The sequence below is a fragment of the Phreatobacter aquiterrae genome (genome assembly GCF_053471285.1).
The window spans coordinates 1-25567 of sequence record NZ_JBJPHW010000015.1 but is presented as its reverse complement, the minus strand read 5'-3'; the positions used below and the strand labels follow the sequence as shown (position 1 = coordinate 25567).

Here is a 25567-nt window from a genome sequence, read left to right as displayed (position 1 = left end):
ACCGCCGCCAGCGGGGAAAGACCATGACCGTTCTCGTCACCGGCGGCGCCGGCTATATCGGCAGCCACATGGTTCTCGAACTTCTCGACGCGGGCGAAAGCGTCGTGGTTCTCGACAACCTGTCCACGGGCTTTGCCTGGGCGGTGGACCCGCGCGCAACCCTGATCGTCGGCGACATGGGTGACCAGAAACTGGTCGAGACCATCATGCGGCTTCACGGCATCGATGCCGTGATCCACTTCGCCGCCCGCATCGTTGTGCCGGACTCGGTCGCCGATCCGCTCGGCTACTATCTCGCCAACACCGTGAAGACCCGCGCCGTCATTGCCGCGGCCGTCGCTTCGGGCGTCCGGCGCTTCATCTTTTCCTCGACCGCCGCGGTCTATGGCACGCCCGAGGTCATGCCGGTGAACGAGGAGGCCGCGACACGGCCCGAGAGCCCCTACGGGACATCGAAGCTGATCACCGAATGGATGCTGGGCGATGCCGCAGCCGCCCATGACCTGACCTATGTCGTGCTGCGCTATTTCAACGTCGCCGGCGCCGATCCGAAGGGCCGCACCGGCCAGTCGACCCCCAACGCCACCCATCTCATCAAGGTGGCGGTGCAGACGGCGCTCGGCCTCCGGCCGAAGATGGATGTCTTCGGCACCGACTATCCGACGCCGGACGGCACCTGCCTGCGCGACTACATCCACGTCACCGATCTCGTGCGCGCGCATCTGTCCGCCCTCGCCCACCTGCGTTCCGGCGGCGAGAGCATGGTCGCCAACTGCGGCTACGGTCATGGCTATTCGGTGAAGGAGGTGATCGACACCGTCCGCTCCGTGACCAAGGTCGACTTCCGCGCCGACTACGCGCCGCGCCGTCCGGGCGACGCCGCCGCCGTGGTGGCGGACGCCACCCGCGCCCGCACCCGCCTCGGCTGGACCCCCGAACACGACGATCTCACCGAGATCGTCGAGGCCGCCTATGCGTGGGAGCGCCGCCTGGCGAACGGGCCCCGCTGAGATCCGTAGTCCCATCTCTTTCACGAGGCATGGAAAAGGGTGGCGCGCAGGTCCCTGATGCTATGGGCGCCCATGCGGCGCCGCCACGTTAGTCACTCACTGGTTACATACTTGATTGACGCTTCCCGGGGCGGCGGCTAACGTTTCGACCCAAGAGATGCCCCACAGGCATCCAGCCATCAGGGAGGATATCGTGATCACCAGAAGACTGGCGCTCGCCGCCGTTCTCGCCGCCGCCGCGGCCATCCCCGCCACCGCCCAGACCTTCCCCTCGCGCCCCATCACCATGGTGGTGCCCTTCGCCGCCGGCGGACCGACCGACATCGTGGCGCGGCTCGTCGCCGAGCGCATGTCGCAGTCGCTCGGCCAGCAGGTCGTGGTGGAGAATGTCGCGGGCGCCGCCGGCACGACGGGCGCGGCGCGCGTCGCCCGTGCCGAGGCCGACGGCCACACCATTCTCATGGGGCCGATGAGCACCATGAGCTTCTCGCCGGCGCTCTACCCGAACCTCACGTTCAACCCGCTGACCGACTTCGAACCGGTGGGCATCGCCGCCTCCGCGCCGATCATGCTGGTCTCCGCCAAGAAGCTGCCGAGCACGACCCTCGGCGAATTCTCCGCCCATCTGAAGGCCAATGCCGCGACGGTGAACAACGGCAATGCCGGCGTCGGCTCCACCTCGCACCTCGCCTGCACGCTGCTCAACCAGCGCCTCGGCGTCTCGCCCACGCTCGTCCCCTACCGCGGCACCGGTCCGGCCATCCAGGACCTCGTCGCCGGCAATGTCGGCTACATCTGCGACCAGGTGACGAGCCTGATGAGCCAGGTCCAGGGCGGCACCATCACGCCGCTCGCCATCCTTGCCCCCACCCGTTCGCCTGTCCTGCCCAATGTCCCGACGGCGACCGAAGCCGGCATGGCCGGCGTCGACATGGTGGTATGGAATGCCGTCTTCGCGCCGAAGGGCACGCCGGCCCCGGTGATCGCGGCCCTCAACGCCGCCCTGCGCAAGGCCATCGACGACCCGACGGCGAGGGCGCGCTTCCTTCAGCTCGGCGCCGAGGCTCCGGTCGAGGCGCAACGCTCGCCCGAGGCACTTCGTGCCGTGCATGCGGCGGACGTGACGAAGTGGGGCGACGTCATCCGCGCCGCGAATATTCGGATCCAGTGACGGCGAGGGGCTGCAGAACCAGCCCCTCGCTTCCACCGCCTTGCTCTACCGCGGTGCGTCCTGATGCAGGGAGCATTTCCCGCCACCGTTTGTGAAGCCCGCGCATGCGCCTGTCCCTCTGCAACGAAGTGCTCCAGCCCTTCGACCTCGCCCGGCAATGCGCCTTCGCGAAGGCGGTCGGCTATGACGGTCTGGAGGTCGCGCCCTTCACGCTGGCGGAAGCGCCGCACCGGTTGCCGGCGGCTGCGATCGCCGCGACCCGCCGGACGGTCGAGGACCATGGCCTCGCCGTCACCGGCCTGCACTGGCTGCTGGTGACGCCGGAAGGCCTGTCCATCACCAGCCCCGACGATGCCGTGCGCGCCCGCACGCGCGACGTCATCCTCGGCCTCCTCGACCTCGCCGCCGGGCTCGGCGCGAAGGTCATGGTTCACGGCTCGCCCGCCCAGCGGCGCCCTGCGGACGGTCAGAGCCACGACGACGCCTGGCGGCGCGCCCGCGACCTCTTCGCGGCCCTTGCGCCCGAGGCGGCCGCGAGAAGCCTCACCTATTGTCTCGAACCGCTGGCCCCACCGGACAACGTCTTCATCCAGACGATCGAAGAGGCCGCGCGCATGGTCGAGGACATCGGCCATCCCGCCTTGCGCACCATGATCGACACCTCGGCCGCCTCCGCCCACGAGACGGACGCGGTCGCCGACCTTGTCAGGCGGTGGGTGCCGACCGGCCTGATCGGCCATGTCCAGCTCAACGACGCCAACCGCCGCGGCCCCGGCGAGGGCCAGGACCGCTTCGCGGGCGTCCTGAAGGCGCTGCGGGAGACCGGCTATGCCGGCGACATCGCCATCGAACCCTTCATCTACGATCCCGATGGCCCTGCCTGCGCGGCCCGCGCCGCCGGCTATGTGCGCGGCCTCCTGGAGGCGCTGGACGCGCCGTCATGACGGGCGCGGCCCATCGTGCAAATCTCGGCCTCGACGGCGAATCGCCAGGGCGGCGCCGATGACGGACGGGGACGGCGTGGCAGAACCTGCACCAGTGGCGAAGGCAGTTCGCAAGCGCGACAGCGCGGGCACGCGCGCGCGTATCCTCAACGTCGCCACCCGCGAATTCGCCAACAAGGGGTTCGAGGGAGCGAAGACCGACGACATCGCGGATCGCGCGCGCATCAACAAGCGCATGATATATCACTATTTTTCGTCAAAGGAGCTGCTCTACCTGGCGGTCCTCGAGGCCGCCTATGAGCGCGCCCGCTCGGCTGAACAGAAACTGGAGCTCGACCGCCTGGCACCGGTCGAGGCGCTGACCCGCTTCGTCGAATTCACCTTCGACTCGTTCGTGCGTGACCGCACCTTCATCAACCTGCTCGCGACCGAGAACCGCCAGCGCGCCAAGGTGCTGAAGAAGTCGGCGCAGGTGAACCGCATGAACTCGCCGGTCATCGACGCCATCGGCCGCATCATCGCCCGGGGCAACGCCGACGGCTCCATTCGCGCCGGGCTCGATGCCCGCCAGTTGTGGATCACCATCATCGGCATCTGCTACTTCTTCTTCTCCAACATCTACACGCTGTCGGTGATCTTCGACGCCGACATGGAGGACCCCGCCTCCATCGCCGCACGGCGGGCGCATGTGGTGGATTTTGTGCTCCGGGGTGTGAAGGCTTAGGCGCCCTCACACCACGCGTCTGTGCCGCTCGATGCAGGTCTTCAGCACCTCGTCCATCGGGCGCTGCCACCAGTCGAGCTCGGAGAAGATCTCGACCTCGCAGAATCCCGCGAAGCCCTCGGCTTCTACAGCAGCCCGGATCTTCTTCAGTTCGATCACCCCATCGCCCATCATGCCGCGATCGGTGAGCAGGTCGCGGGTCGGCACCAGCCAGTCGCAGACATGGTAGGCGAGTAGCCGCTCACGCCCGGCCCTCCGGAGGTCCCGGTAGAGGTTCGGGTCCCACCAGATGTGATAGACATCCGCGGCGACGCCCAGCGCGCCGGTCCTAGCGGGATCGAGCCTGTCGCAGATGTCGAGCGCCTGTTCGAGCGTGTTCACGCAGGCCCGGTCCGCCGCATACATCGGATGCAGCGGCTCGATGGCGAGCGGCATGCTCGCGGGCTTTGCATAGTCCAGCAGTTCCGCGATGCCGTCCTCGACCTGGGCGCGCGCGGCGCCGAGATCGTGCGAGACAGCCGAGCCCGGCCGCGAAAAATGCGGCAGCCCGCCGACCACCAGAACCAGGCAGGCCGCGCCGAGAGCCGCTGCTTCGTCCACCGCCCGGCGGTTGTCGTCACGCGCCTCCTGTCGCCGCGCAGCATCGGCCGGGAACATGCCACCGCGGCAATAGCCCGAGAGCTTCAGCCTATGGGTCTTCACCGCCTTCACCGCGGCATCGAGCCCGACCGTCGCCACCTGGTCGCGCCAGGGCGAGATGGCGCCGACGCCATGCCGCGCGCAGGCCTCGATGATGGCGAGGAGATCGCCCTGCTTCCTCACCGTCGCGGTGTTGATGGAGAGGAGCGAGTGGTCGGCGGAGAAATCGCGCATCGGAGCGTCCGCGGATCAGGCCGCGTCCCTCGTCGCGTCATGCCCGGGCTTGTCCCGGGCATCCACGACTTGAACACGGCGCCAAAGGAATTCGTGGATGCCCGGGACAAGCCCGGGCATGACGAGCAGGTCGGAGTCTGCCGGCCCCTCACACCACCCCGCGCGTCGCCATGACGGCCGCCATCCGCGCCGCGGCCAGGTCCGGGTCGCGGAAGATCCCCGCCTGGTCGGCAAGCCGGAAAAGTTCCGCGAGATGCTGCGTCGAGCGCGTACTCTCCTGGCCGCCCACCATGGTGAAATGGTCCTGATGGCCATTGAGATAGGCGACGAAGACGACGCCGGTCTTGTAGAAGCGCGTCGGCGCCTTGAAGATGTGCCGGGAGAGCGGCACCGTCGGCGCGAAGATGTCGTGGAAGGTCGCGAGATCGCCGTCCGCGAGTGCCGACAGGGCCCCTGCCGCGGCGGGCGCGATGGCATCGAAAATGCCGAGAAGGGCGTGGGAATAGCCCTGATCGTCTCCGGCGATCAACTCCGCATAGTTGAAGTCGTCGCCGGTATACATCCTGATGCCCGGCGCGAGGCGCCGCCGCATCGCGATCTCCTTGTCCTTGTCGAGGAGGGAGATCTTCACGCCGTCGACCTTGGCCGCGTTGCGGTTGATGACGTCGACGGCCGTGTCCATGGCGGCATCGACATGGGCTGAGCCCCAGTAGCCCGCCAGCGCCGGGTCGAACATGTCGCCGAGCCAGTGGATGATCACCGGCTGTGCCGACTGCGAAAGGATGCGGTCATAGACGCGCCCGTAGTCGTCGGGGCTCTTTGCGACCCTCGCCAGGGCGCGGGACGCCATCAGGATGATCCGCCCGCCAAGCGCCTCGATGGCCTCGAACTGGGTCTCGTAGGCCCGGATGACATCATCGACCGACGTCGCCTCGGCCGGATCGAGATGGTCGGTGCCGGCGCCGGAGAAGACGACGGCCCCCGGCGTCGCCTTCGCCTGCCGGACGGACCGGCCGATGAGATCCAGCGCGCCGGCCCAGTCGAGCCCCATGCCGCGCTGGGCGGTGTCCATCGCCTCTGCGACGCCGAGGCCGAGGCCCCAGAGATAGTCGCGATAGGCCATGGTCCGGTCCCAGTCGATGGCGTTGGTCAGCCAGGGATCGTTGTCGGCCAGCGGATCGGCGACCATGTGCGTTGCCGCCAGCGCCACGCGATTCAGCGGCCGCGTCACCCGGTCGGGAAACTGCCGCGGCACGGAGAGCAGGTAGGTCTCGATCCCCCGGTCTGCGGTCGGCAGCCGCACGCTGGCGGCGGTCTTCGGCTTGTCGAGCATGGTCCCGTCCCCCCTCACACCGTCAGCTTCGGAACGTCGATCCAGCGGCGCTCCTTCCAGCTCTGCAGGGCGCATTCGACCAGCTGGACGCCCTTGGCGCCTTCCATCAGCGTGTAGGAATAGGGCGCGTCCTCCACGACGTGGCGGATGAACATCTCCCACTGCGTCTTGAAACCGTTATCGTAGGTCTGGTTGTCCGGCATCTTCTGCCAGGTCGAGCGGAAGTCGATGGTCTGTTTCTGGTCCGGGTTCCAGACCGGTCGCGGCGTCGCATTGCGTGGCTGGATCACGCAGTCGTGGAGGCCGGCGACCGCCGACCCGAGCGTGCCATCGACGTTGAAGGTGACGAGGTCGTCGCGATAGACGCGCGTCACCCAGCTCATGTTCATGTGGGCGATGACGCCGCCCTCGAGCTGGAACGTCGCATAGGCTGAATCGTCCGCCGTCGCCGCGTAGGGCTTGCCGTTTTCGTCCCAGCGCTCGGGAATATGGGTCGCGCCGAGGCAGGAGACCGATTTCACCGCGCCGAAGAGGTTGTCGAGCACGTAGCGCCAGTGGCAGACCATATCGAGGATCATGCCGCCGCCGTCCTCGTTGCGGTAGTTCCACGAGGGGCGCTGCGCCGCCTGCCAGTCGCCCTCGAAGACCCAGTAGCCAAACTCGCCGCGCACCGAGAGCATCTTGCCGAAGAAGCCGGAATCCCGAAGCGACTTCAGCTTCATCAGGCCCGGCAGGAACAGCTTGTCCTGCACCGTGCCGTTCTTGACGCCCTTGTCGCGGGCGAGCTTCACGATGCGCAGCGCCTCGGGGAGATTGGTCGAGATGGGCTTCTCGCAATAGATGTGCTTGCCGGCATGGATCGCCTTCTCGAGGAGCGTCGGGCGCATCTGCGTCGTCGCCGCATCGAAGAAGATCTGGTTTGACGGATCGGCGATGGCCCCGTCGAGATCGGTCGACCAGCGCTCGACACCATTGGCCTTCGCAAGGGCCGCCACCTTGTCGGCGTTGCGGCCGATGAGGATCGGGTCGAGTTGCACGCGCGAGCCGTCCGACATCAGCACGCCGCCCTGGGCGCGGATGGCGGCAACGGAGCGGACGAGATGCTGGTTGGTGCCCATGCGGCCGGTCACGCCGTGCATCACGACACCGAGGGTCCTGGTCATGCGGATTGTCCTTGTATGGTGGCGGTTTCGAGGGGAGCGAGGGATGCGAGGTCCGGCGACGCGCCCGAGGCGAAGCCCGGCCCGTCGAGCGAAGAGAGGTCGAGCCTGCCCGAGGCGACAGCGAGCCTGACACGGTCGGTGCGGGCATAGAGCGAGGGATGCGCGGACCGGAACGCTTCGGCCTCGACCTCCGGCGCGGAACCGAAACCGTCCACGTAGTGGTGGCCGTTTCGCTCGACATGGGTGAGGCCGAGAGCGGCGACGAAGGCGGTGTCCTGCTGCACGGCAAGGCCCGGCTGGCAGGTCAGGTCCTCGGCCGAGACGAGGTAGCGCGTCTCGCCGGCTTCCGCGTTCCAGACAGCGACCCGCGTGGCGTTGAGCAGCGCCTTGTAGAAGCCCTTGCAGCACTTGGACGACACGCCGCGATAGCCGAGGTCCTTCGCGCGCGGGAAGGCGTCGTAGCCGTCATCCGCCTCGTCGATGATGACGCTGCGGGCCGCGACGCGGGCATCGAGCTCCCGTTCGAAGGTGACGCGGCGGTCGAAGGGCTGCTCGATGAAGAGAAGCCGCGCGGCGACCTCCTTGAGGCGCGGCTCCGCATCGATCAGCGCCAGCAGCGATGCAAGGCCCGTCGGGTCGTACTGTTCGTTGGCGTCGACCGTTATGCGGCAGGCGACGCCGCGCCTGTCGATCAGGCCGGCGATCTCGACCAGCCGCATGCAGTCGGAGGCCGGGTCGCCGCCGAGCTTGATCTTGAGATAGTGCAGATCCGCCGCGTCGAACTCGCTGGCGAGGCTGTCCGGCCCCTCGATCCGATCGGTCAGTCCCACCGTGTGGCGGATCGCGATGCTGCGGCCTGGCGTCAGCGCGGCGAGACGCCGCTCGATCGACGCCTGGTCGAGATCCGGCGTCAGCCGCGCATCGAGCCCCACCGCATTGCTGGCCAGCACCGAGACGAAGCTCGCGCCCAGGACCTTCGACAGGCCGTCAAGAACCGCCTTGTCGATCTGGGCGACGCCGAAGGAGGCCGACAACGGCGTGACGTCCGCGCCGCGCGCCCAGGCGAGTTGCCGGCCGTGCAAATCGGCATGATGCCCGAAGGCTGTGTCGGGGATGGTAGCGTCGTTCGCCTGCGCGACAGCGTGGGCAAGGCTCGCCCTGAGATCGCCGACCGTGTCGTCCGGCGTGCGGTCGATGCGCTTGTCGAACCATTTCGGTGGCATGAGTTCGGCGGTCATGCCGGTGGCCCGGCCTTGGCCCTCGACCTCCACCCCGATCGTCACGAAGGCCTGGAAGGCGCCCTCTACCGTCACGGCGCCGAAGCGGAACGGCCGGACGAAGGGCGTCCAGCGCTTGAAGGCGCGCGCCTCGTGCAGGCGGATGGCGGGCGCGCTCATCAGCAGCCCGATCCGGTCGTCGTCCGAACCATGAGCGTCGTTCTCCCGGCGGCTCTCTGGCGGAGCCATAATTCACTCACCAGTTACTTACAAAGACAGGCGCTAAGGAGTCAAGCGGGAGCGGAATCCCCCCTCCCCGAACGACAGAAGGCCCGCCGGCGAGGGCGGGCCTTCGGGATGTCCCGGGCAAAGAAGCGTCAGCGATACCAGAGCGTCGGCAGCGCCGTCGTGAACCACGGAAAGACGGAGATCAGCACCAGCACGATCAGCAGCGGGATGAGGAACGGCGTGACCCCCACGATGGTCCGGTCGAGGCTGACGCGCGCCACACGCGACAGCACGAACAGCACCATGCCCACCGGCGGCGTCAGCAGTCCGATCATCAGGTTGAGCACCATGACGACCCCGAACTGCACCGGATCGATGCCGACATGAATGATGATCGGCATCAGGATCGGCACGAGGATCGAGATGGCGGCGATCGTCTCCATGAAGCAGCCGACGAGGAGCAGGAAGACGTTCAGGAGCAGCATGATGAGCAGGGGATTGTCGGTCACCGACAGGATGCTGGTTGCGATCGTCTCGGTCACGCGGGTGGTCGTCAGCACCCAACCGAACAGCGAGGCGGCGCCGACGATGACCAGCACGCTGGCCGTCATCTCGATGGTGTCGAGCGTGATGCGGTAGAACTGCTTCAGCGACAGCGAGCGATAGAGCAGGACACCGAGCAGCAGCGCCCAGGCACAGGCCGCAATGGCAGCCTCTGTGGGCGTGAAGACGCCGAACGACATGCCGCCAATGATCAGGATCGGCGTGAACAGCGCCGGGATGGCCCTGACGAAGCTGGTGAGCAGCGCCTTCATCCGGAACATCTGGTCCCGGCCGATATTGTGCCGGCGGGAGTACCAGGTGACGTAGAACATCATCACCACGGCCATCAGAACGCCGGGAATGAGCCCGCCGGCGAAGAGCTGGCCGATGGAGACGTTGCCCACGACCCCGAAGACCACCATCGGGAGAGACGGCGGAATGATCGGTCCGATCGTGGACGAGGCGGCGGTGATGCCGATGGCGAACTCGTCCTTGTAGCCGTGATCGCGCATCGCCTTGATCTCGATGTTGCCGAGACCGCCGGCATCGGCCACCGCCGTCCCCGACATGCCCGCGAAGATGACCGAGCCGACCACGTTGACGTGGCCGAGGCCGCCGCGCATCCAGCCCACCGCCGACACCGCGAAGTCGAAGATGCGGTTGGTGATGCCGGCCGTGTTCATGAGGTTGCCGGCCAGGATGAAGAACGGCACGGCGAGCAGAGGGAAGGAATCCACGCCCCCCGCCATGCGGTGCAGCACCACGAAGTCGGGAATGAAGGTCTCCAGCTTGATATAGGCGAGGGATCCGGCCGCCAGGGCGACGAAGACCGGCACGCCGACCACCAGCAGGATGAGGAAGACGCCAAAGAGAATGATCATCGGGGCGGATCCTTATTCCACGACCGGCGCATGGGCCGCAGGGTCGGGACGCCAGCCCCGACGGGCATTGGCGATGAACATCTGGCCGGCACGCCAGAGCATGAGCAGGCAGCCGACGAAGATGCCGCCATAGACGATGCTCATGGAGAGATCGAAGACGGTCATCCGCTGGATCTCCATGCGTTCCGTCACCTGCCAGGCGTACCAGACGAGGAGGGCGACGAAGCCGAGCACGACGACGTCGATGAAGAAGTTCAACACCCTGACGATGGGCGGCGGCAGGAAGACATGCAGCACCTCGACCGCGATGTGGCTGCGCCGGCGCATGGCGACGGCCGCCCCCACGAAGGTCACCCACATCAGCAGGTAGCGCGCAATCTCCTCAGTCCAGGCGAAGGACGAGTTGAGGATGTAGCGGGAGAAGAACTGCAGGAAGACCACGAAGGCCATCAGCCAGAACAGGGAGAAGGCGATCCAGTCCTCCGGATAGTGCTCGATCTCCACATCAGGGTCTTCGACGACGATGAGATGGTCCGCGTCGGGCGCGGTCGGGGGCGGCGATGACATGGCAACCTTTGGGATCGTGAGCCGCGCTGGCGGACGGTATGCGGACGCGGGGCGGCACCGCGCGGGTGCCGCCTGAAGCGTTGGGAGACAAGCGGGTCGGCGGCCCGGTCAGGGCCGCCCGTCCGGTATCAGCTCGACGAGGTGAGGCCCTGAAGAGCGTCGTACTCGGCCTTCGACCAGCCGGCGCCCGAGGCCGCATCGTTGTGGAGCGGCACCGCCACGGCGCGGAACGCCGCCCGGTCCGGGACGATCACGGTCTTGCCGAGCTTGCGGAACTCGTCGGCGAGTTTCTGCTCGCTCTCGCGGATCTTGTCGGTCGCCCGCGAGGCGGCCTCCATCAGCACGTCCGAGAAGATCTTCTTCTCGCCGTCGTTGAGCCGCGCCCACACGTGGCTCCCGACAATGGAGAGCAGCGACTCGGTGATATGGCCGGTCAGCATGATGTGGCTCTGCACCTCGTAGAACTTCTTCGCCATGATCGTCGGCAGCGGGTTCTCCTGACCGTCCACCGTGCCCTGCTGCAGGGCGAGATAGACCTCGGCGAAGGCGATGGGCGTCGCATTGGCGCCGACGGACTTGGTGAACATGAGGAACAGCGGCGCCGGCGGCACCCGCAGCTTCATGCCGCGCATGTCCTCAGGTTTGTTGATCGCCTTGTTGGCGGTCACGTGCCGCTCGCCATAATAGGTCAGCGCCGTGACCTTGTGGCGGGTGCGTCCCTCGTAGCCTGAGGCGATCTGCCGGAACAGCGGCGAGTCGCGATAGGCCTTCCAGTGGTTGAAGTCGCGCAGCACGTAGGGAGCATTGGTGATGGCGATAGGCTTGTGGATCGAGCCGGCGAAGGCGACGCCGGTATAGATGATGTCGACCGTGCCGAGGCCGAGTGCCTCGTTGATCTGGTTCTCGTTGCCGAGCTGAGAGGCCGGGAAGACCTCGATCTGGTATTTGCCGTTAGTGCGCTTGGCGATCTCGGCCGCGGCCCACTGGGCATCGGTGTGATAGGGCTCGCCCGTCTCGTAGACGTGCGCCCACTTCAGCTTGGCGCCCTGGGCGCGAAGCGGCGTGGCGAATGTGGCAAGTCCTGTCGATGCAAGTCCTGCGCCTGCGATCAGCGCGTTGCGGCGTGTCAGTGTCATGGGGGTTTCCTCCCTACCCGTGATGATGAGTCGCGATGGGCGGTTTCCCCGCCGCTTGTTGCCGCGCCGCCTTGTCTGGCGGTCGCGGTTGAATGGCGTCAGGCGCGCTTCAGGTCAGGGCGCCCCGTGTCCTCCAGGAAAAAGTCCGGGTTGAACCGCTTGAGATCCTCGGCGCCGATTTGGAGCCCGTCGATGTGACGGCCGAGCGCCTCGGCGGCGGCATCCGGCTCGCGCTGCTCGATGGCCTTCAGCACGGCGTCGTGCTCCGCCACCACGCGCGCCATCCGCCCTTCCAGCGGCAGCGTCAGCCGGCGGAACCGGTCGACTTGCAGCTTCACATGCCTGACGAGCGCCCAGACCCCGGGGTGGCGCCCGATCGCGGCGATCGCCTCGTGAAAGGCCTCGTCGGCCCGGTGGAAGGCCTCGGTATCGCCCGCTTCGGCCGCCTCGGCCGAGCGCGCCACGATGGCCCCGAGTTCGATGATCTGGCTCTTCGTCGCTCGCTCCACGGCGGCGCGCACAGCGAGCTGCTCCAGCACCCGGCGGATCGTGATCGCCTCGGGCAGGTCGGTGAGCGGGATGCGGGACACGTAGGTGCCGGACTTCGAGACGATATCCACCAGCCCCTCGTCGGAGAGGCGCAGCAGCGCCTCGCGCACTGGCGTGCGGCTGACGCCGTGTTGGGCGGCGATGTCCTTCTCGTTGAGCTGGGAACCGGGCTCGCGCCGCAATGACAGGATGTCTTCGCGCAGGAGACCGTGGATCGACGCTGCCGCCGTCCGGCCACGCGCCGCCTGCCTGTCTCGCGATCCGCCGATGACGGTCAGCATGCAAAGCTCCCTGATATGACAGGTACACCTGATATATCAGATTGGCAATCTGCCCTGACACCCTTGGTCTTCAAACGTGAGGTGCGCAGCCGTGCGTCCTGCCGCATGATGGTTCCGGAAGATTCGATTTGACTGCCGGCAACCGGCGATATTCTTTGCAGGAACAGTTGTATCGAATCCCAGAAAGCAAAATCGGCCCTCGGCGCGATCTGACGACAATCAGGGAATGGGTGATGTCCTTCGACAGCCTCTTTCACTCTCCCATGGCCGAGGCCACGGGAGCGCGAATGAAGAAGGTCTGGGTCGTTCTGCACGACTTCGGCGTGACCTTTGCTGCCCTGATGTTGGCCTTGCTTCTGCGGGGCGAACCACCCGTGCGCTCCATCGGCGGCATCGATCCCGTCCTGGCCGGACTCGGCTTCGCCGCCTTCGCCCTCCTGGTCTATGGCGCTTGCTCCCTCTACGCCTCGCGCTGGCGCTTCGCCTCGCTGTTCGATCTGTTCGGCATCTTCAAGGCCGTTTGCATCCTGACGGCCCTCCTCTTGATCGCCGATTACCTCGTCTCACCGCGCTTCACTGACGACGCCAAGGTGCTCGGCGGGCGCACCCTGGTGATCTACTGGTGCGTCCAGGTGATTCTGCTCGGCGGCCCCCGCATCGCCTACCGGGCCTATCGCTCCTGGCGCCGGCAGACGGCTCAGAACCGCGATCCTTTGGCCGCGCTCGTCATCGGGCGCGCATCGGATGCCGACTCGGTCATCCGCGCCGTCGAGGCTGGTGTCGCAGGCCCGATCCGGATCTTCGGCATCGTATCCCCCATCATTCAGGAGGCCGGACAGGCCGTCCGCGGTGTCCCCGTCTGGGGAACGACCGATCAGATCGAGACAATCGTCCGGGATGCGGCGGAGCGCGGGATCACCATCCAGCGCGCCATCATCGCGCCCGAGGCCCTCCATGCGACGCCGCTCATGGAAGCGGTCATCGGCGCGTTCCGCAGGGTGGGCATTCCCACCATCCGCCTCGACGTCGCCCAGTCGAGCGGCTTCGCCCAGCCTGCCCGCCTTCACGCGGTGATCGACGACGACCTTCTCATTCGTCCCCTTGTCGAGGTCGACGAAGCGCCGTTGAAGGCTTTCGTGCGCGGCAAGCGGGTCGTCGTCACCGGCGGCGGAGGCTCGATCGGCTCGGAACTCGCGCTCCGGAGCGCGCAGTTCGGCGCCGAGGCGGTCCTTGTCCTGGACAGCTCGGAAGCGGCCCTTCACGCGATCCTCGACCGCGCCACGCTGAAGAAAGAGCCCGGCGACGGGCCGCTCGAGGGCCGCTTGTGCGACATCCGCGACCGGATCCGCCTGATGACGCTGCTGTCGGAGTTCGCCCCCGATGTCGTGTTCCACGCGGCAGCCCTCAAGCACGTTCCTCACCTCGAGCGCGAAGTCTCGGACGCCGTGCGCACCAATGTGCTCGGCACGGTGAACACCGCCGACGCAGCGATCGCGGCGGGTGCCTCGGCCTTCGTGCTGATCTCCACCGACAAGGCGACCGAACCTGTCTCCATCCTGGGCGCGACGAAGCGACTGGCGGAGATGTATGTTCAGGCGCTCGACGCCGCGCCGCATGTCGTCGACGGCACGCCGCGAAAGCGGACCCGGCTGGTCGCCGTCAGGTTCGGCAACGTGCTTGGCACCGCAGGCTCGGTGGTGCCGCGATTCCGGGCGCAGATCGAGGCGGGCGGGCCGGTGACCGTGACCGATCCCGCCATGGTCCGCTATTTCATGACGAAACGGGAGGCGACCGACCTTCTGTGGACGGCCGCGCGCATCACGGCGGAGACGACGTCCACCAGCCATTCGGCGATACTCGTTCTCAATATGGGCCAACCCGTGCGGATCGACGATCTTGCCCGGCGCATGATCCGGCTCGCCGGCTTCGAGCCCGGCAAGGGCATCGACATCGTCTATTCAGGACGCCGCCCCGGAGAGCGGCTGTCGGAAATCCTCTTCGAGGAACGTGAACCGCAATTCGACATCGGCATCCGCGGCATCGTCGCCGCCGAGGCGCAGGCCCCGGCCCTCGCCCGCCTGCAGCCGGTCTTAGCCCGACTCCAGGCGGCCGCCCTGGAGGGCGACGATGCCCAATCGCGCGAGACCATCGCCGAACTGGTGCCGGACTTGAGGCGGGCGGCCAAGGTGATTCCTCTCCCCACCGGGCGGATCAAGAGCGTCTGAACACCCCGTCCCGGGCGCGGCACGGCTGACGGTCCATCCGACCTCCCGCGTGCATAAATCAACGCTCGCGGAACGCCCTGTTGATCTGGTCGCGGATCGGCTTGGTCAGGTAGGCGAGCGCCGTCCGCTCGCCGGTCTGTACGAAGACTTCGGCAGGCATTCCCGGAACGATCCGGTTGTCCCCGAGGCGGGCCAGTTCACCGTCGCGAACGGACAGCCGCGCGGTGAAAAAGACCGCGCCCGTCTGCGGATCCCGCACCACGTCGGCGGACATGCGCGTGACGCTGCCGGCGACCTCCGGCGTCGTCCCCTGCGGAAACGAGGGAAAGCGGATCGCCGCGCGCTGGCCGACCGCCACCTTGTCGATGTCTTGCGGGGCGAGCCGCACCTCGATGACGAGGAGATCGTCGCCCGGAACGATCTGCAGGATCGCCTGTCCCGCGGGAATGACGCCGCCGATGGTGTGGAAGGACAGTTGATGCACGGCCCCGGCGATGGGGGCCCTGATGTCGATCCGCTTGAGGGCATCCTCGGCAGCCACGCGCCGCTCGACGAACTCACCGATCCGCGCCTGCACGTCGCGCAACTCGGTGGAAACCTCCCGCCTGAGGTCCTGGTCGATCTGGATGATCTGCAGCTCGCTCTCGGTGATGCGCCCCTCGGCGCGGGCGCGCTCGGCCATGAACTGCCCCACGTCGCCGGCGAGACGCGCAGCCTCGCGCTCCAGTTCGACCAGTCGGGTGCGCGGCACGAGATTGCGGCGGTAGAGCTCTCGGATGTCGGTCAATTCGCGATCGATCAGTTCGACCTGTCGACGCCGCGCCGCTTCCTGTGCGGCCAGCCCGGTGATCTCGCCACGGATCTGCTCGATCCGCTCGCGCAACTGGCGGCGCTGCCCTTCGCGCGCCGCCTTGCGCGCTGTGAACAGCGTCTGTTCGCCGTTCCAGGATCGCGCGACATCGACATGGCCGAGCCGGTCCCTGAGGTCGCCGGGCGGGGCCATGTCGGCGAGGCCATCGCGCTCGGCCTCCAGACGCGCCTGACGCGCGGAGAGCTCATCCAACTGCTTGACGATGACCTGCAGGTTCGAGCGCGTCACTGTATCGTCGAGGCGGATCAGGAGGTCGCCTTCGCGCACGCGCGCGCTCTCGCGCACCCGAATCTCGCCGATCACCCCTCCCGTTGGGTGTTGGACGGTGCGGACATTGGTATCGACGACGACCTGGCCCGAGGCGACCACCGCGCCGGCGAGCGGGACGGTCGCGGCCCAGCCGCCGAGCCCGCCGACGAACAGGACGATGACGCCGATCCCGGTCGCCACCAGCCGCCGCATGGCGGCGGTCTGTGCGGCAGCATCATCCGCCTTGCCCGTATGATCCATCGGCGCCCCGGTCATGATGGCGTCTGTCCGCGGGGCGGCGCTAGCACGCGCTTGAGCACCTCGTCTCGCGGTCCGAAGGCCTGCATGCGCCCGTCCTTCATCACACCGACCACATCCACGGCGGCGATGGCGCTCGGCCGGTGGGCGATTACGATGGCAATGCCCTGGCGTTCGCGCACGTGGCGGATCGCCTGTGTCACCGCGGCTTCGCCCTCGGCGTCGAGATTGGCGTTCGGCTCGTCGAGGATCACCAGGAACGGATTGCCGAACAGGGCGCGGGCCAAGGCGACGCGCTGGCGCTGACCGCCGGACAGCGTCATCCCGCCCTCCCCGATCCGGGTCTCGTAGCCAGACGGGAGCTTGCGGATCATCTCGTCCGCACCGGCGGCGCGGGCCGCGGCGACGATGTCGTCCGATGCGGCGCCGGGTCGGAAGCGGGCGATGTTCTCGGCTACCGTTCCATCGAACAGCCCGATGTCCTGCGGCAGGTAGCCGATGAACGCGCCCCGCGCGGCATCGCTCCATTGCTCGAGTTCGGCCCCGTCGAGCCGCACCGACCCACGCAAGGGCCGCCATGCGCCGCTCAGCACCCGCGCAAGCGTCGACTTGCCGGAGGCCGAGGGCCCGATGACGCCCAGCGCCTGCCCGGCGAGGAGCGAGAACGACACACCCTGGATGATGGGCGTGGTGCTGCCGGGAGCCGCAACGACGACCTGCTCGAGCGTCAGCATGCGTTTCGGCGGCGGCAGGGCCATGCGCTCGGCCGGCGCCGGCAGCAGGCGCAGGGCCTCCCGAAGCCTGTGCCAGCCCTGCCGGGCAGCGACGAAGGACTTCCAGTGCGACACCACCGCCTCGATGGGCGCCAGGGCCCGCCCCATCAGGATCGACGAGGCGATCATCACGCCCGGCGTCGCCTGCTCGATCAACACCAGCCAGGCACCGAGCCCGAGGATGGCCGACTGCATGGCCATCCGGAAGATGCGGGACACCGTGGCATAGGTTCCGATCACATCCGTGGCGGCCTCGTTGGCCGACAGGAAGAGCCCGTTGACCTGGCCGTAGCGGGCTGCCAGCGCCTCCTGCATGCCCATCGCCGCGATGGCTTCGGCATTCCTGCGCGAGGTCTCAGCGATCAGCGCCCGCCCGGCCGCCGCGCGCGTGACCCCGAGCATCGGCGCCTTGGTCGCCCGTTCGGTCAGCAATGTGACGACGAAGAGCGCCACGCAGGCAAGGAGCACCGCCGTACCGATCCAGACATGCATCAGGAAGCAAAGGATGAGGAACACCGGCAGCCACGGAAGGTCGAAAAACGCCGTGGGGCCGAGGCTCGACATGAATCCACGGACGGAATCGAGGTCACGCGCCGGTTGTTGCGCATCCAACTGCGTGCCCGCGCGCACCGGGATGGACGCGATGAGGCGGAAGGCCTGAGGCGCGAGCTGGCGGTCGATGGAGGCCCCAATCCGCGTCAGCAGACGCTGCCGGATGATGTCGAGAACGCCCTGAACGAGAAAGACGAGACCCAGAAGGGCCGTCAGCCCGACCAGCGTCTGCAGGCTGCGGCTGGTCAGCACCCGGTCGTAGACCTGCAGCATGTAGATGGCGCCGGCCAGCATCAGGACGTTGAGGACGCCTGAGAACAGCCCCGTCGCCATGAGCGCGCCCCGGCACGAGGCGAGCGCCGCGGCGAGCGGGTCCGCCGGCGCGGCGAGTGATTGTCTCCTGGCCATCGGCGCGATGTCCTCACGGGAGGCCGGACGTCTCTTCTCGATCTGTCCGGAAAGGCCCTGCAGGGAAGCCGCAGTTCGCTCCGATACGGAGCAACGCGGGGATTCGGGCCTACGTTACCACAGCCCGAGCCGGGTCAGCGGCCAGCAACGACCGGTAAATTGTGACCACCTGGCCGCCGACGATCCCGACCGTTGCGGACTGCTCGACCTTCGCTCGGGCCGCGCCGCCTATGGCGGCCAGGTCAGCCTTTGCGGCGCGCCCGATGGCGTCAGCCAGAGCGGTGACGTTTCCCGGCGCCACGACATAGCCGGTCTCGCCGTCCACGACGAAGTCACCGCAACCCGGAACGTCGGTCACAATGGCCGGGCGCCCCGCCGCCGCAGCCTCCAGCAGCGCCCTCGGCAGGCCCTCGCCGCCGCGCGAAGGCAGGATGAACGCATGGTGGTCCGCGAGGAGGTCTGCGATGTCGGTCCTGCGACCGAGAAGGCGAACGCCGGGGGTGGCGGCGAAGACGGCGAGTTCGTTCGCGCCATAGGTGCCCGGATTGGCGGAGTCGCCGTCGCCGACCAGCGTCAGGGTCACATCGACCCCCGCCCGGCGCGCCATGGTCAGGGCGGCGACGGCGAGATCGACGCCCTTCGAGCGGACCATGCGGGCCACCAGGATCAGCTTCAGCGGCGGCCGGGCGGGCATGGCGCGCACGGCAAACGCATCAGGATCCACGCCCGCGCCGGTCAACACGGTCACCCGCCCCGCAGCCGCCGCCCGCTTCAGCCCCATGTGCGGGCCGTCGTGGGGATTCTCGGTCAGCCAGCGGGTGCCGACACTGTCGAGCCCCAGGCGCAGCATGTTGGCGACGAGCCCCCCGGCGAGGCGCGCAGCCCCTCCATTGGCGGCGAGGAACCCGAGGCCGGTGACACTGACCACCAGCGGCAGCCTGACGCCCCTCAGCCGCGCCAGCGCGGTGATCGCCATGCCGTGCAGTCCGAAGGCGTGCAGGACCACCTGCCGCCGGCCGGCAACGATGTCCCGCACCTGCCCCGCAGCGCGCCACAGCCCCCTGGGCAACAGCCCGCCCCGCGCGGCGCGGCTCGGGACGAAGGAAATGCCCTGATTGGCGAGCACGTCCGCCTGCGCATCCACGGAGGCCAGCACCGCGACATCGAACCCGTCAGCGCGCGCAAGCTTCGCCCAGGGCAGGAAATGCGACCGGAAGAACCAGGTCTCGTTGACGAGGCAGAGGACGAGAGGGCGCGTCATGGCAGCATGCCGATCCCCGTCCATCCGCCCCGATCTCCCGCGCAGCCCGCCATGGTCATCCTTGCCTTTGCCCCGCCCGGATGAGACAACATCGCCACACCCTGCTCCGTGCGGAGCGGAGCGCCCGCCCAGACTGGAATCAAGTGCAGTTTGATATGCGATCAGTCGCCGACGAAGTCGAACGCTGCCTGCCCTTCTTCGTTCGCCTGTGCGTCAACAGCGTGATCCAGACCGGAGCGCGCCTCGACGAATCGGCGGTGGAAGTCGCGCGGGAACTCTACGGGCGATTTCCCCAATCAATCTCCGCCGACTTGCGGGCGCATTTCGAGGCGGCGCTCTCCGATCTGGTCGATCTCGTCTCGGCGCTCGCGCCGCGCCTGCCGCCCCAGATGCTCAGCGATTTCGCGGAGAAGGCGTCACAAGCCCAGGTGGCGGCGACGCTGGAGCGGTCGCTGGTGGGGGCGCTGCGCGCGGCTCCGGCCTGACGCTGCCGGCAGGAACGGGCCGCTCTGCTCGCCTTCGGCTGGCCGGTGCCGCCATCATCCCGACAATTGCGCGACGCATCAGGAGCGCAGGCCAGAGAGCGGCGACCATATCGGCATGACCCGGATGAATGAACACCTCAGAGCCCTCGAATCGGAAGCGATCGGCATCCTCCGCGAAGCAGCGGCGGCGTCGCCGCGCGCGGTGCTGCTCTATTCGATCGGCAAGGATTCCTCCGTCTTGCTGCACCTCGCCCTGAAGGCCTTCGCGCCGGCGCCGCTGCCCTTTCCGCTGCTGCACGTCGATACACGCTACAAGTTCCGGGAAATGATCGCCTTCCGCGACCGCATCGCCTCCGAGAAGCCGGTACGGCTGATCACCTGGACCAACGAGAAGGCACTCGCCGAAGGCATGAACCCCTTCGATCATGACGCTTCGGTCTACACCGCCGCGATGAAGACGGTGGCGCTGCGCGCGGCGCTCGACCACCACGGCTTCGACATCGCCATCGGCGGCGCCCGGCGCGACGAGGAACGATCACGCGCCAAGGAGCGCGTCTTCTCCCTGCGCGAGAAGGGCCATGTCTGGGACCCGCGCAACCAGCGTCCGGAGTTCTTCGGGCTCTACAACACCGCCCTTGAACCGGGCAGGAGCCTGCGCTGCTTTCCCCTGTCAAACTGGACCGAAATGGACGTCTGGCGCTACATCGAGGCGGAAAACATCGACATCGTGCCGCTCTACTTCGCCATGCCGAGACCCGTCGTCAGCCGCGGCGGCCAGTGGATCATGGTCGACGATGCCCGGTTCCGACTGGCGCCGGACGAGGCGATCCGCACAGAGACGGTGCGCTTCCGCACGCTCGGCTGCTACCCGCTGAGCGCCGCCATCGAATCCGCCGCGACGACCGTGGCTGCCATCATTGAGGAACTCGCCACGGCGCGACGGTCGGAGCGGGTCGGCCGTGTCATCGACCATGTCGGGTCGAGCATGGAGGACAAGAAGCGCGAGGGCTATTTCTGATGATCGCCCCTCTGCCGGCCTCTGCGCGCAAGCGCCTGCGCTTCACCACCTGTGGCGCCGTTGATGACGGCAAGAGCACGCTGATCGGGCGGCTTCTTTACGATTCCGGCAGCATCTACGACGATCAGATCGAGGAAATCCGCCGCGCCACCACCAGCACCGACGGGCTCGACTTCGCCTTCGTCGTCGACGGGCTGAAGGCCGAGCGCGAGCAAGGCATCACCATCGACGTCGCCTACCGCTATTTCGCGAGCGCCCAGCGCGCCTTCCTCATCGCCGATGCGCCGGGCCATGAGCAGTACACCCGCAACCAGGCGGCCGCAGCCTCGCAGTCGGACGTCGCCGTGCTCGTCGTCTCCGCCGTCGACGGCATCCGCGCCCAGACCCGCCGGCACCTGACCATCGCGGCACTCTTCGGCATCCGCGCCGTCATCGTTGCCATCAACAAGATGGACGCCGTGGCGTTCGGCGAGCCGCGCTTCGACGTGCTGGCCGTGGAAATCACGGCGCTCGCCCACCTCCTCGGCGTGACGGTGGCCGGCTTCGTGCCGGTGGCGGCGCGTGCAGGCGACAACGTCGTGACGCCCTCCACCGCCATGCCCTGGTATCGCGGGCCGACGCTACTGGCTCTTCTTGAATCCTGCGACTTCGATCGCGAGGGCCCTCATGAGGCGCGGCTGCCGGTGCAGGCCACCGGCCGGCTGTCGGGCGGCGGGCGCGTCTCCCTCGGAACACTCGCCTCGGGCACGCTGGCGGTCGGGGATACGCTCTGCGGCGATCCCGCCCTGCCCGCCCGCGTCTCCCGTCTGTGGCAGGCGGGGGTCGCGGTGAGCGCCGCCGCGGCCGGCGACGCGGTCGCCATCGAGCTGACGCCGGAACTCGACATCGGCCGGGGCAGCATCCTGATGCGGCCAGGGGAGTTCCTGCAACCGGCGCTGCAGGTGCGCGCGCGGCTCGTCTGGCTCGATCAGGCGCCGCTGGTGGCGGGGCGCGACTACGACTGCCAGATTGCCACGCAGAAGGTGGTGGCCGGCGTGTCGCGGATCGAGGGCATCGTCGACCTCGACACGGCGCTGACGGTTCCAGGAGCCGAACAGGTGGCGTTCAACGAGATCGCCGACACGCTGCTGTCCTTCGCCCAGCCGGCGACTGTGGCGACACAGGAACCCGCCCTCGGGCGCTTCATTCTCGTCGACCGGCAATCGCGGCGCACCGTGGCGGCCGGCACCTTCACGACGGTGGTGCGTCACACGGGCGACCTGCCCTGGCAGGCCATCGCCGTGACACCGCAGGCCCGCGCCAGGGCCAAGCTGCAGACACCTCTGGTCGTGTGGTTCACCGGCCTGTCGGGCGCCGGCAAGAGCACGATCTGCGACCTTCTCGACCGGCGCTTGCACGCCCTCGGCCGCCACACGATGGTGCTCGACGGCGACAACCTGCGCCATGGGCTCAATGCCGATCTCGGCTTCACCGCCGCCGACCGCGTCGAGAACATGCGCCGCGTCGCCAACGTCGCGGCCCTCATGGCCGATGCCGGGCTGATCGTGCTGGTGTCGTTGATCTCGCCCTACCGTGCGGAGCGCCAGCGGGCGCGCGAGGTCATCGGGGCGGAACGCTTCGTCGAGGTCTTCGTCGATGCGCCCATCGAGGTCTGCATGGCGCGCGATCCGAAGGGACACTATGCGCGGGCGGCAGCCGGAAGCCTTGCCAATTTCACCGGCGTCTCATCGGGCTACGAGCCTCCGGAGAAGCCGGATGTGCATGTGGAAAGCGACAGGATGCAGGCCGAGGAGGCGGTCCAACTCATTCTTGAGCGGCTCGACAGCGAACGCCCGACAGCAGGATGATGCTGCGGGGTGACTATCGCAGCAGCCGACGCAATCGAGCCACCATTTTTCCGGCGATCGTCTTGGCCCGCCACAAGCTGTAGCTCAGAGAGCGAAGCGGTCCGATGGTCATGGCCCGTCGGGCACGCGAGCGACGCCTGTAGGTATTGAGCACCGTGTCCATGTTGTCCTGAATCTCATTCGGAACCGGGATCTGGCGCTGCCCGCGGAAGACGATCTGGTGCTCGAAGAAGCTACGGTGGATGTCGTCGAGGTGGTAGGTGCTGAAGCTAACGAGGCTTTCGATGGAGGCCGGGGTCAGTTCCTGACCCCAGTCGCGGTTGAAATCGGTCATCTCGATTCCCACCATCTCGTCGGAGTCGGTGACAACATGATATTGCTTCGCATCGTAGCCGAGGCGCGTCAGAAAATCGCCATCGATCGTCGTGCCGACCTTGACCCGCTTCTTCGGCGACAGAACCATCAGCGGATGCATATGAAAGGCTCGAACAAACATCAGGTCGCGCCCGAGGCGCCAATAGACCTGCGAGGGCCACGCGTTGAGGAACCGCCCGGACAGCCAGTCGTGCGCCTTGGCCATGGGATGCAGGGCTTGCAGTGACTGGGTAACCAGTTCGCGGTTCGGAATGGCCGGGTCTTCCGGCGCCATTCCGATCCGCGCCGAGAGATAGGGTTCCATCTGTTGCAGTGACGTTCGGAGCCCAACCACCATGACGGCGTTGTAGCGTTGGTCGGCCAGATCTTGAAGGCGACGGAACGAGCCATCCGACCAGAAGCTGTCAGGGGTCAGGAACACGTAGTAGGTGGAATTGCGAGTGACGAAGCGTGAGTTCATGCCGAGCACATAGGCGTCCGACATGGCCTTATGTGCCGAACTGAAATCCACCAGACCATCGATGAGAAGAACTTCCGTTCTTACGATCGCCTTGAGTCGGCGGAACGATTCGTGAGCCTCGAGCAACTTGCAGTCGACCCGCGTCGTCAGGATCAGGAAGACAGCGTCCGAACGCCCAGCATAGTGCCCGAGGTTGCCCTTCGTGAGCATCAGCGGCAGGCAGACATCAAGGAACAGTTCCAGATACTTGCGCCCCCAGACAGGAACGAGGAAGAGATATTTGGCGGCGTCGGCCTTCGCGGGCATCGCAAGTTCCGGGCAAGGCGATTGAACGACCCGCTCATGGCCAGATGCAACTGGCGCTCAAACGGATGACAATCAGGTCACTATCAATGTCTCATGCCGGAGGCCAGAAGGATTCTTGAAGCGCCGTCGCGTGAACGGCAGCGGCACCGACCGGGGTACATGACCCTGCGTAGGTTTGACAGGGTCGGAACGGGGCGAGTACATGCGGCTCGCTGTTCCCCAACCGCCGCACCGCGACACAGGTCCCATGCCAACCGAAGGATTGAAGCGTTTCGCCCGGGCCGTCAGGCTCGCCTTCGTGCTCGGCTGGGCTGACGCCTTGCAGCGGTATGCCCGATCAGTCATCGGGCATCTGTGGATCACCATACATCTGCTGATTTTCACGGTTCTTGTCGGCGTGACCTTCGCGGGAATTTTCGGACAGGATCCTCGCCGATACCTGCCCTATTTTGCAGTCAGCTATGTGGGATGGACCTTCCTGTCGAATATGCTGATCGAGACGACCGGCGCGATGATCGCCGCGACGGGCAACATCCGGGACCGCGGACATGATCCGCTGATCTTCGTCCTGGTTCCGATGGCGCGCGGTCTGATCACCATGGCCCACACGGTCATCGTGCCTATCATCACGCTGGCGCTGTTCTGGCCTGTGCCGCTCTCCAACATCGTGATGGCACTGCCGGGCGCCATACTCTTCTTTCTGGTCTGTCTGGCAATCTGCCTGCCGGTTGCCGTGGCCGCCACGCGCTATCGCGATATTCGACTGATCCTCGAGGCGCTTCTGCTCGGCATATTCCTGATGACGCCGATCCTCTGGGAGCCTTCAACGCTGAAGAACCGGCCGCAGTACATTATCGTGGAGCTCAATCCCGTCTACCATCTGATTTCGATCTGGAGGGATCCCCTGCTCTATGGCACCTGGCCGATGCTGAGCTTCGTCTGGGTGTTCGTCATTCTGGCCGGCCTCATCGCACTGAACATCCAGGCGCTGCGAAAACTGCAGCGTACCGTCCTGTGGCTGTGAGCAGGACCATGGAACGCATCATCCTCGACCATGCCGGGATCGACTTCCCGCTCGCTGCGCCGGCGGACCTGTCGCTGAAGCGTAACATTCTCAAGCTCTTCGGCATCGGCCGCACAGAACTCAAGATCGTCCGTGCCGTTCATGACCTCAGCCTCGTGGTGCGCGAGGGAGACAGGATCGGCATTTGCGGCCCCAACGGATCGGGCAAGACCACCCTGCTGCGCATGATGGCTGGCATCTACCCTCCGACGACAGGAAAGGTGACCATTCACGGTTCCGTCACGGCGATTCTCTCGATCGGCGCGGGCATCAATCAAGAACTGTCGGCGGACATGAATATCCGCATCCTGCTGCAACTGGATGGCATTCCCGTCACGGACCGGCTCGTCGACGAGATCTGGGATTTCGTCGACATCGATGACGAGTACCGATACGCGCCGATCCGTACCTTCTCAAGCGGCATGGTCATGCGCACGCTGTTCGCGGTCACTACCGCTGTCCGGCCCGATATCCTGATTCTGGACGAATGGCTCTCGGTGGTGGACGCAACCTTCCAGGCCAAGGCCCAGGAGCGGATGAAGGCCATGGCGGGCAGCGCCGACGCGCTGATCATCGCCTCGCACAACCTGAAGATGCTCCACGAGACGTGTGAAGTGATCCTGCATATGGAGCGCGGCCACATCATTCGCACCGAGACCGTCGACTAGATGTTTAGTCCCGGCATTTGCTGGAGCGGATCGAGCGTGAACCTCTGGGGCTCCGTTGTCCATCGTTTGCAGATGAACTCGTAGGGAGTGAGGCCGTTCAGGGTCTTCAGGCGCCGGCCGAAATTGTA

At 67.0% G+C, this 25567-nt stretch carries 22 protein-coding genes and 1 pseudogene; 10 read left to right on the top strand and 13 right to left on the bottom strand.

The window, feature by feature from the left end:
- Positions 1–23: 23 nt before the first annotated feature.
- The 4 genes from galE (at position 24) to ACJ4V0_RS19135 (ending at position 3849) form a co-directional block, all read left to right on the top strand.
- On the top strand, positions 24–1010 hold the full coding sequence (gene galE, locus ACJ4V0_RS19150; protein ID WP_448301208.1) for a UDP-glucose 4-epimerase GalE: 987 nt from the start codon (positions 24–26) through the stop codon (positions 1008–1010).
- Between the two features lie 193 nt (positions 1011–1203).
- Positions 1204–2181, top strand: coding sequence for a tripartite tricarboxylate transporter substrate-binding protein (locus ACJ4V0_RS19145; RefSeq protein ID WP_448301207.1), 978 nt, complete (start codon positions 1204–1206; stop codon positions 2179–2181).
- 104 nt (positions 2182–2285) lie between these two features.
- The gene (locus tag ACJ4V0_RS19140; RefSeq protein WP_448301206.1) at positions 2286–3125 is read left to right on the top strand and encodes a sugar phosphate isomerase/epimerase family protein; all 840 of its coding nucleotides are present in this window, start codon (positions 2286–2288) and stop codon (positions 3123–3125) included.
- A 94-nt stretch (positions 3126–3219) separates the two neighbouring features.
- Positions 3220–3849 (top strand): TetR/AcrR family transcriptional regulator, encoded by a 630-nt coding sequence (locus ACJ4V0_RS19135; RefSeq protein WP_448301205.1) that lies wholly within the window; start codon positions 3220–3222, stop codon positions 3847–3849.
- 6 nt (positions 3850–3855) lie between these two features.
- Here ACJ4V0_RS19135 and ACJ4V0_RS19130 read toward each other — a convergent pair whose 3' ends face one another.
- From ACJ4V0_RS19130 to ACJ4V0_RS19095, 8 genes are all read right to left on the bottom strand, one after another.
- On the bottom strand, positions 3856–4722 hold the full coding sequence (locus tag ACJ4V0_RS19130; protein ID WP_448301204.1) for a sugar phosphate isomerase/epimerase family protein: 867 nt from the start codon (positions 4720–4722) through the stop codon (positions 3856–3858).
- Between the two features lie 148 nt (positions 4723–4870).
- Complete coding sequence (locus tag ACJ4V0_RS19125) at positions 4871–6055, bottom strand: dihydrodipicolinate synthase family protein (RefSeq protein ID WP_448301203.1); 1185 nt, start codon at positions 6053–6055, stop codon at positions 4871–4873.
- Between the two features lie 14 nt (positions 6056–6069).
- Positions 6070–7218 (bottom strand): Gfo/Idh/MocA family protein, encoded by a 1149-nt coding sequence (locus ACJ4V0_RS19120; RefSeq protein WP_448301202.1) that lies wholly within the window; start codon positions 7216–7218, stop codon positions 6070–6072.
- Positions 7215–8684: an enolase-like domain-containing protein gene (locus tag ACJ4V0_RS19115; protein WP_448301201.1), complete on the bottom strand. Its 1470-nt coding sequence runs from the start codon at positions 8682–8684 to the stop codon at positions 7215–7217. The genes ACJ4V0_RS19120 and ACJ4V0_RS19115 overlap by 4 nt, the downstream gene beginning before the upstream one ends.
- Positions 8685–8812: 128 nt before the next feature.
- Positions 8813–10087, bottom strand: coding sequence for a TRAP transporter large permease (locus ACJ4V0_RS19110; protein WP_448301200.1), 1275 nt, complete (start codon positions 10085–10087; stop codon positions 8813–8815).
- 12 nt (positions 10088–10099) lie between these two features.
- Entirely contained in the window at positions 10100–10654 is a 555-nt protein-coding gene (locus ACJ4V0_RS19105) for a TRAP transporter small permease (RefSeq protein WP_448301199.1), read from the bottom strand.
- Positions 10655–10782: 128 nt separating this feature from the next.
- A complete protein-coding gene (locus ACJ4V0_RS19100) occupies positions 10783–11790 on the bottom strand; it encodes a sialic acid TRAP transporter substrate-binding protein SiaP (RefSeq protein ID WP_448301198.1) in 1008 nt (335 codons plus the stop codon).
- Positions 11791–11888: 98 nt separating this feature from the next.
- On the bottom strand, positions 11889–12620 hold the full coding sequence (locus tag ACJ4V0_RS19095) for a GntR family transcriptional regulator (protein WP_448301197.1): 732 nt from the start codon (positions 12618–12620) through the stop codon (positions 11889–11891).
- Positions 12621–12853: 233 nt separating this feature from the next.
- Between ACJ4V0_RS19095 and ACJ4V0_RS19090 the strand changes: the two genes are divergently transcribed.
- Entirely contained in the window at positions 12854–14845 is a 1992-nt protein-coding gene (locus ACJ4V0_RS19090) for a polysaccharide biosynthesis protein (protein ID WP_448301196.1), read from the top strand.
- A 58-nt stretch (positions 14846–14903) separates the two neighbouring features.
- On the opposite strand, the gene ACJ4V0_RS19085 is transcribed toward ACJ4V0_RS19090, so the two are convergent.
- From ACJ4V0_RS19085 to ACJ4V0_RS19075, 3 genes are all read right to left on the bottom strand, one after another.
- The gene (locus tag ACJ4V0_RS19085) at positions 14904–16241 is read right to left on the bottom strand and encodes an HlyD family type I secretion periplasmic adaptor subunit (protein ID WP_448301195.1); all 1338 of its coding nucleotides are present in this window, start codon (positions 16239–16241) and stop codon (positions 14904–14906) included.
- The gene (locus ACJ4V0_RS19080) at positions 16238–17956 is read right to left on the bottom strand and encodes a type I secretion system permease/ATPase (RefSeq protein ID WP_448301194.1); all 1719 of its coding nucleotides are present in this window, start codon (positions 17954–17956) and stop codon (positions 16238–16240) included. Before ACJ4V0_RS19080 ends, ACJ4V0_RS19085 begins: the two co-directional genes overlap by 4 nt.
- A 109-nt stretch (positions 17957–18065) precedes the next feature.
- Positions 18066–19217 (bottom strand): glycosyltransferase, encoded by a 1152-nt coding sequence (locus ACJ4V0_RS19075; protein ID WP_448301193.1) that lies wholly within the window; start codon positions 19215–19217, stop codon positions 18066–18068.
- Between the two features lie 155 nt (positions 19218–19372).
- Here ACJ4V0_RS19075 and ACJ4V0_RS19070 point away from each other — a divergent pair, with 155 nt between their 5' ends.
- From ACJ4V0_RS19070 to cysN, 3 genes are all read left to right on the top strand, one after another.
- Entirely contained in the window at positions 19373–19702 is a 330-nt protein-coding gene (locus ACJ4V0_RS19070) for a hypothetical protein (RefSeq protein WP_448301192.1), read from the top strand.
- 115 nt (positions 19703–19817) lie between these two features.
- On the top strand, positions 19818–20720 hold the full coding sequence (gene cysD / locus ACJ4V0_RS19065; protein WP_448301191.1) for a sulfate adenylyltransferase subunit CysD: 903 nt from the start codon (positions 19818–19820) through the stop codon (positions 20718–20720).
- Positions 20720–22567, top strand: coding sequence for a sulfate adenylyltransferase subunit CysN (gene cysN / locus ACJ4V0_RS19060; RefSeq protein WP_448301190.1), 1848 nt, complete (start codon positions 20720–20722; stop codon positions 22565–22567). The genes cysD and cysN overlap by 1 nt, the downstream gene beginning before the upstream one ends.
- A 13-nt stretch (positions 22568–22580) precedes the next feature.
- Here cysN and ACJ4V0_RS19055 read toward each other — a convergent pair whose 3' ends face one another.
- Positions 22581–23708 (bottom strand): hypothetical protein, encoded by a 1128-nt coding sequence (locus ACJ4V0_RS19055; protein WP_448301189.1) that lies wholly within the window; start codon positions 23706–23708, stop codon positions 22581–22583.
- A gap of 202 nt (positions 23709–23910) precedes the next feature.
- Between ACJ4V0_RS19055 and ACJ4V0_RS19050 the strand changes: the two genes are divergently transcribed.
- Both ACJ4V0_RS19050 and ACJ4V0_RS19045 read left to right on the top strand, forming a co-directional pair.
- Positions 23911–24732 (top strand): ABC transporter permease, encoded by an 822-nt coding sequence (locus tag ACJ4V0_RS19050; RefSeq protein WP_448301188.1) that lies wholly within the window; start codon positions 23911–23913, stop codon positions 24730–24732.
- An 8-nt stretch (positions 24733–24740) separates the two neighbouring features.
- Positions 24741–25439, top strand: a complete 699-nt coding sequence (locus tag ACJ4V0_RS19045) for an ABC transporter ATP-binding protein (protein ID WP_448301187.1) — start codon at positions 24741–24743, stop codon at positions 25437–25439.
- On the opposite strand, the pseudogene ACJ4V0_RS19040 reads toward ACJ4V0_RS19045, so the two are convergent.
- A pseudogene (locus tag ACJ4V0_RS19040) lies at positions 25436–25567 on the bottom strand (IS481 family transposase); the annotation flags it as partial. The gene ACJ4V0_RS19045 and the pseudogene ACJ4V0_RS19040 sit on opposite strands and share 4 nt — an antisense overlap.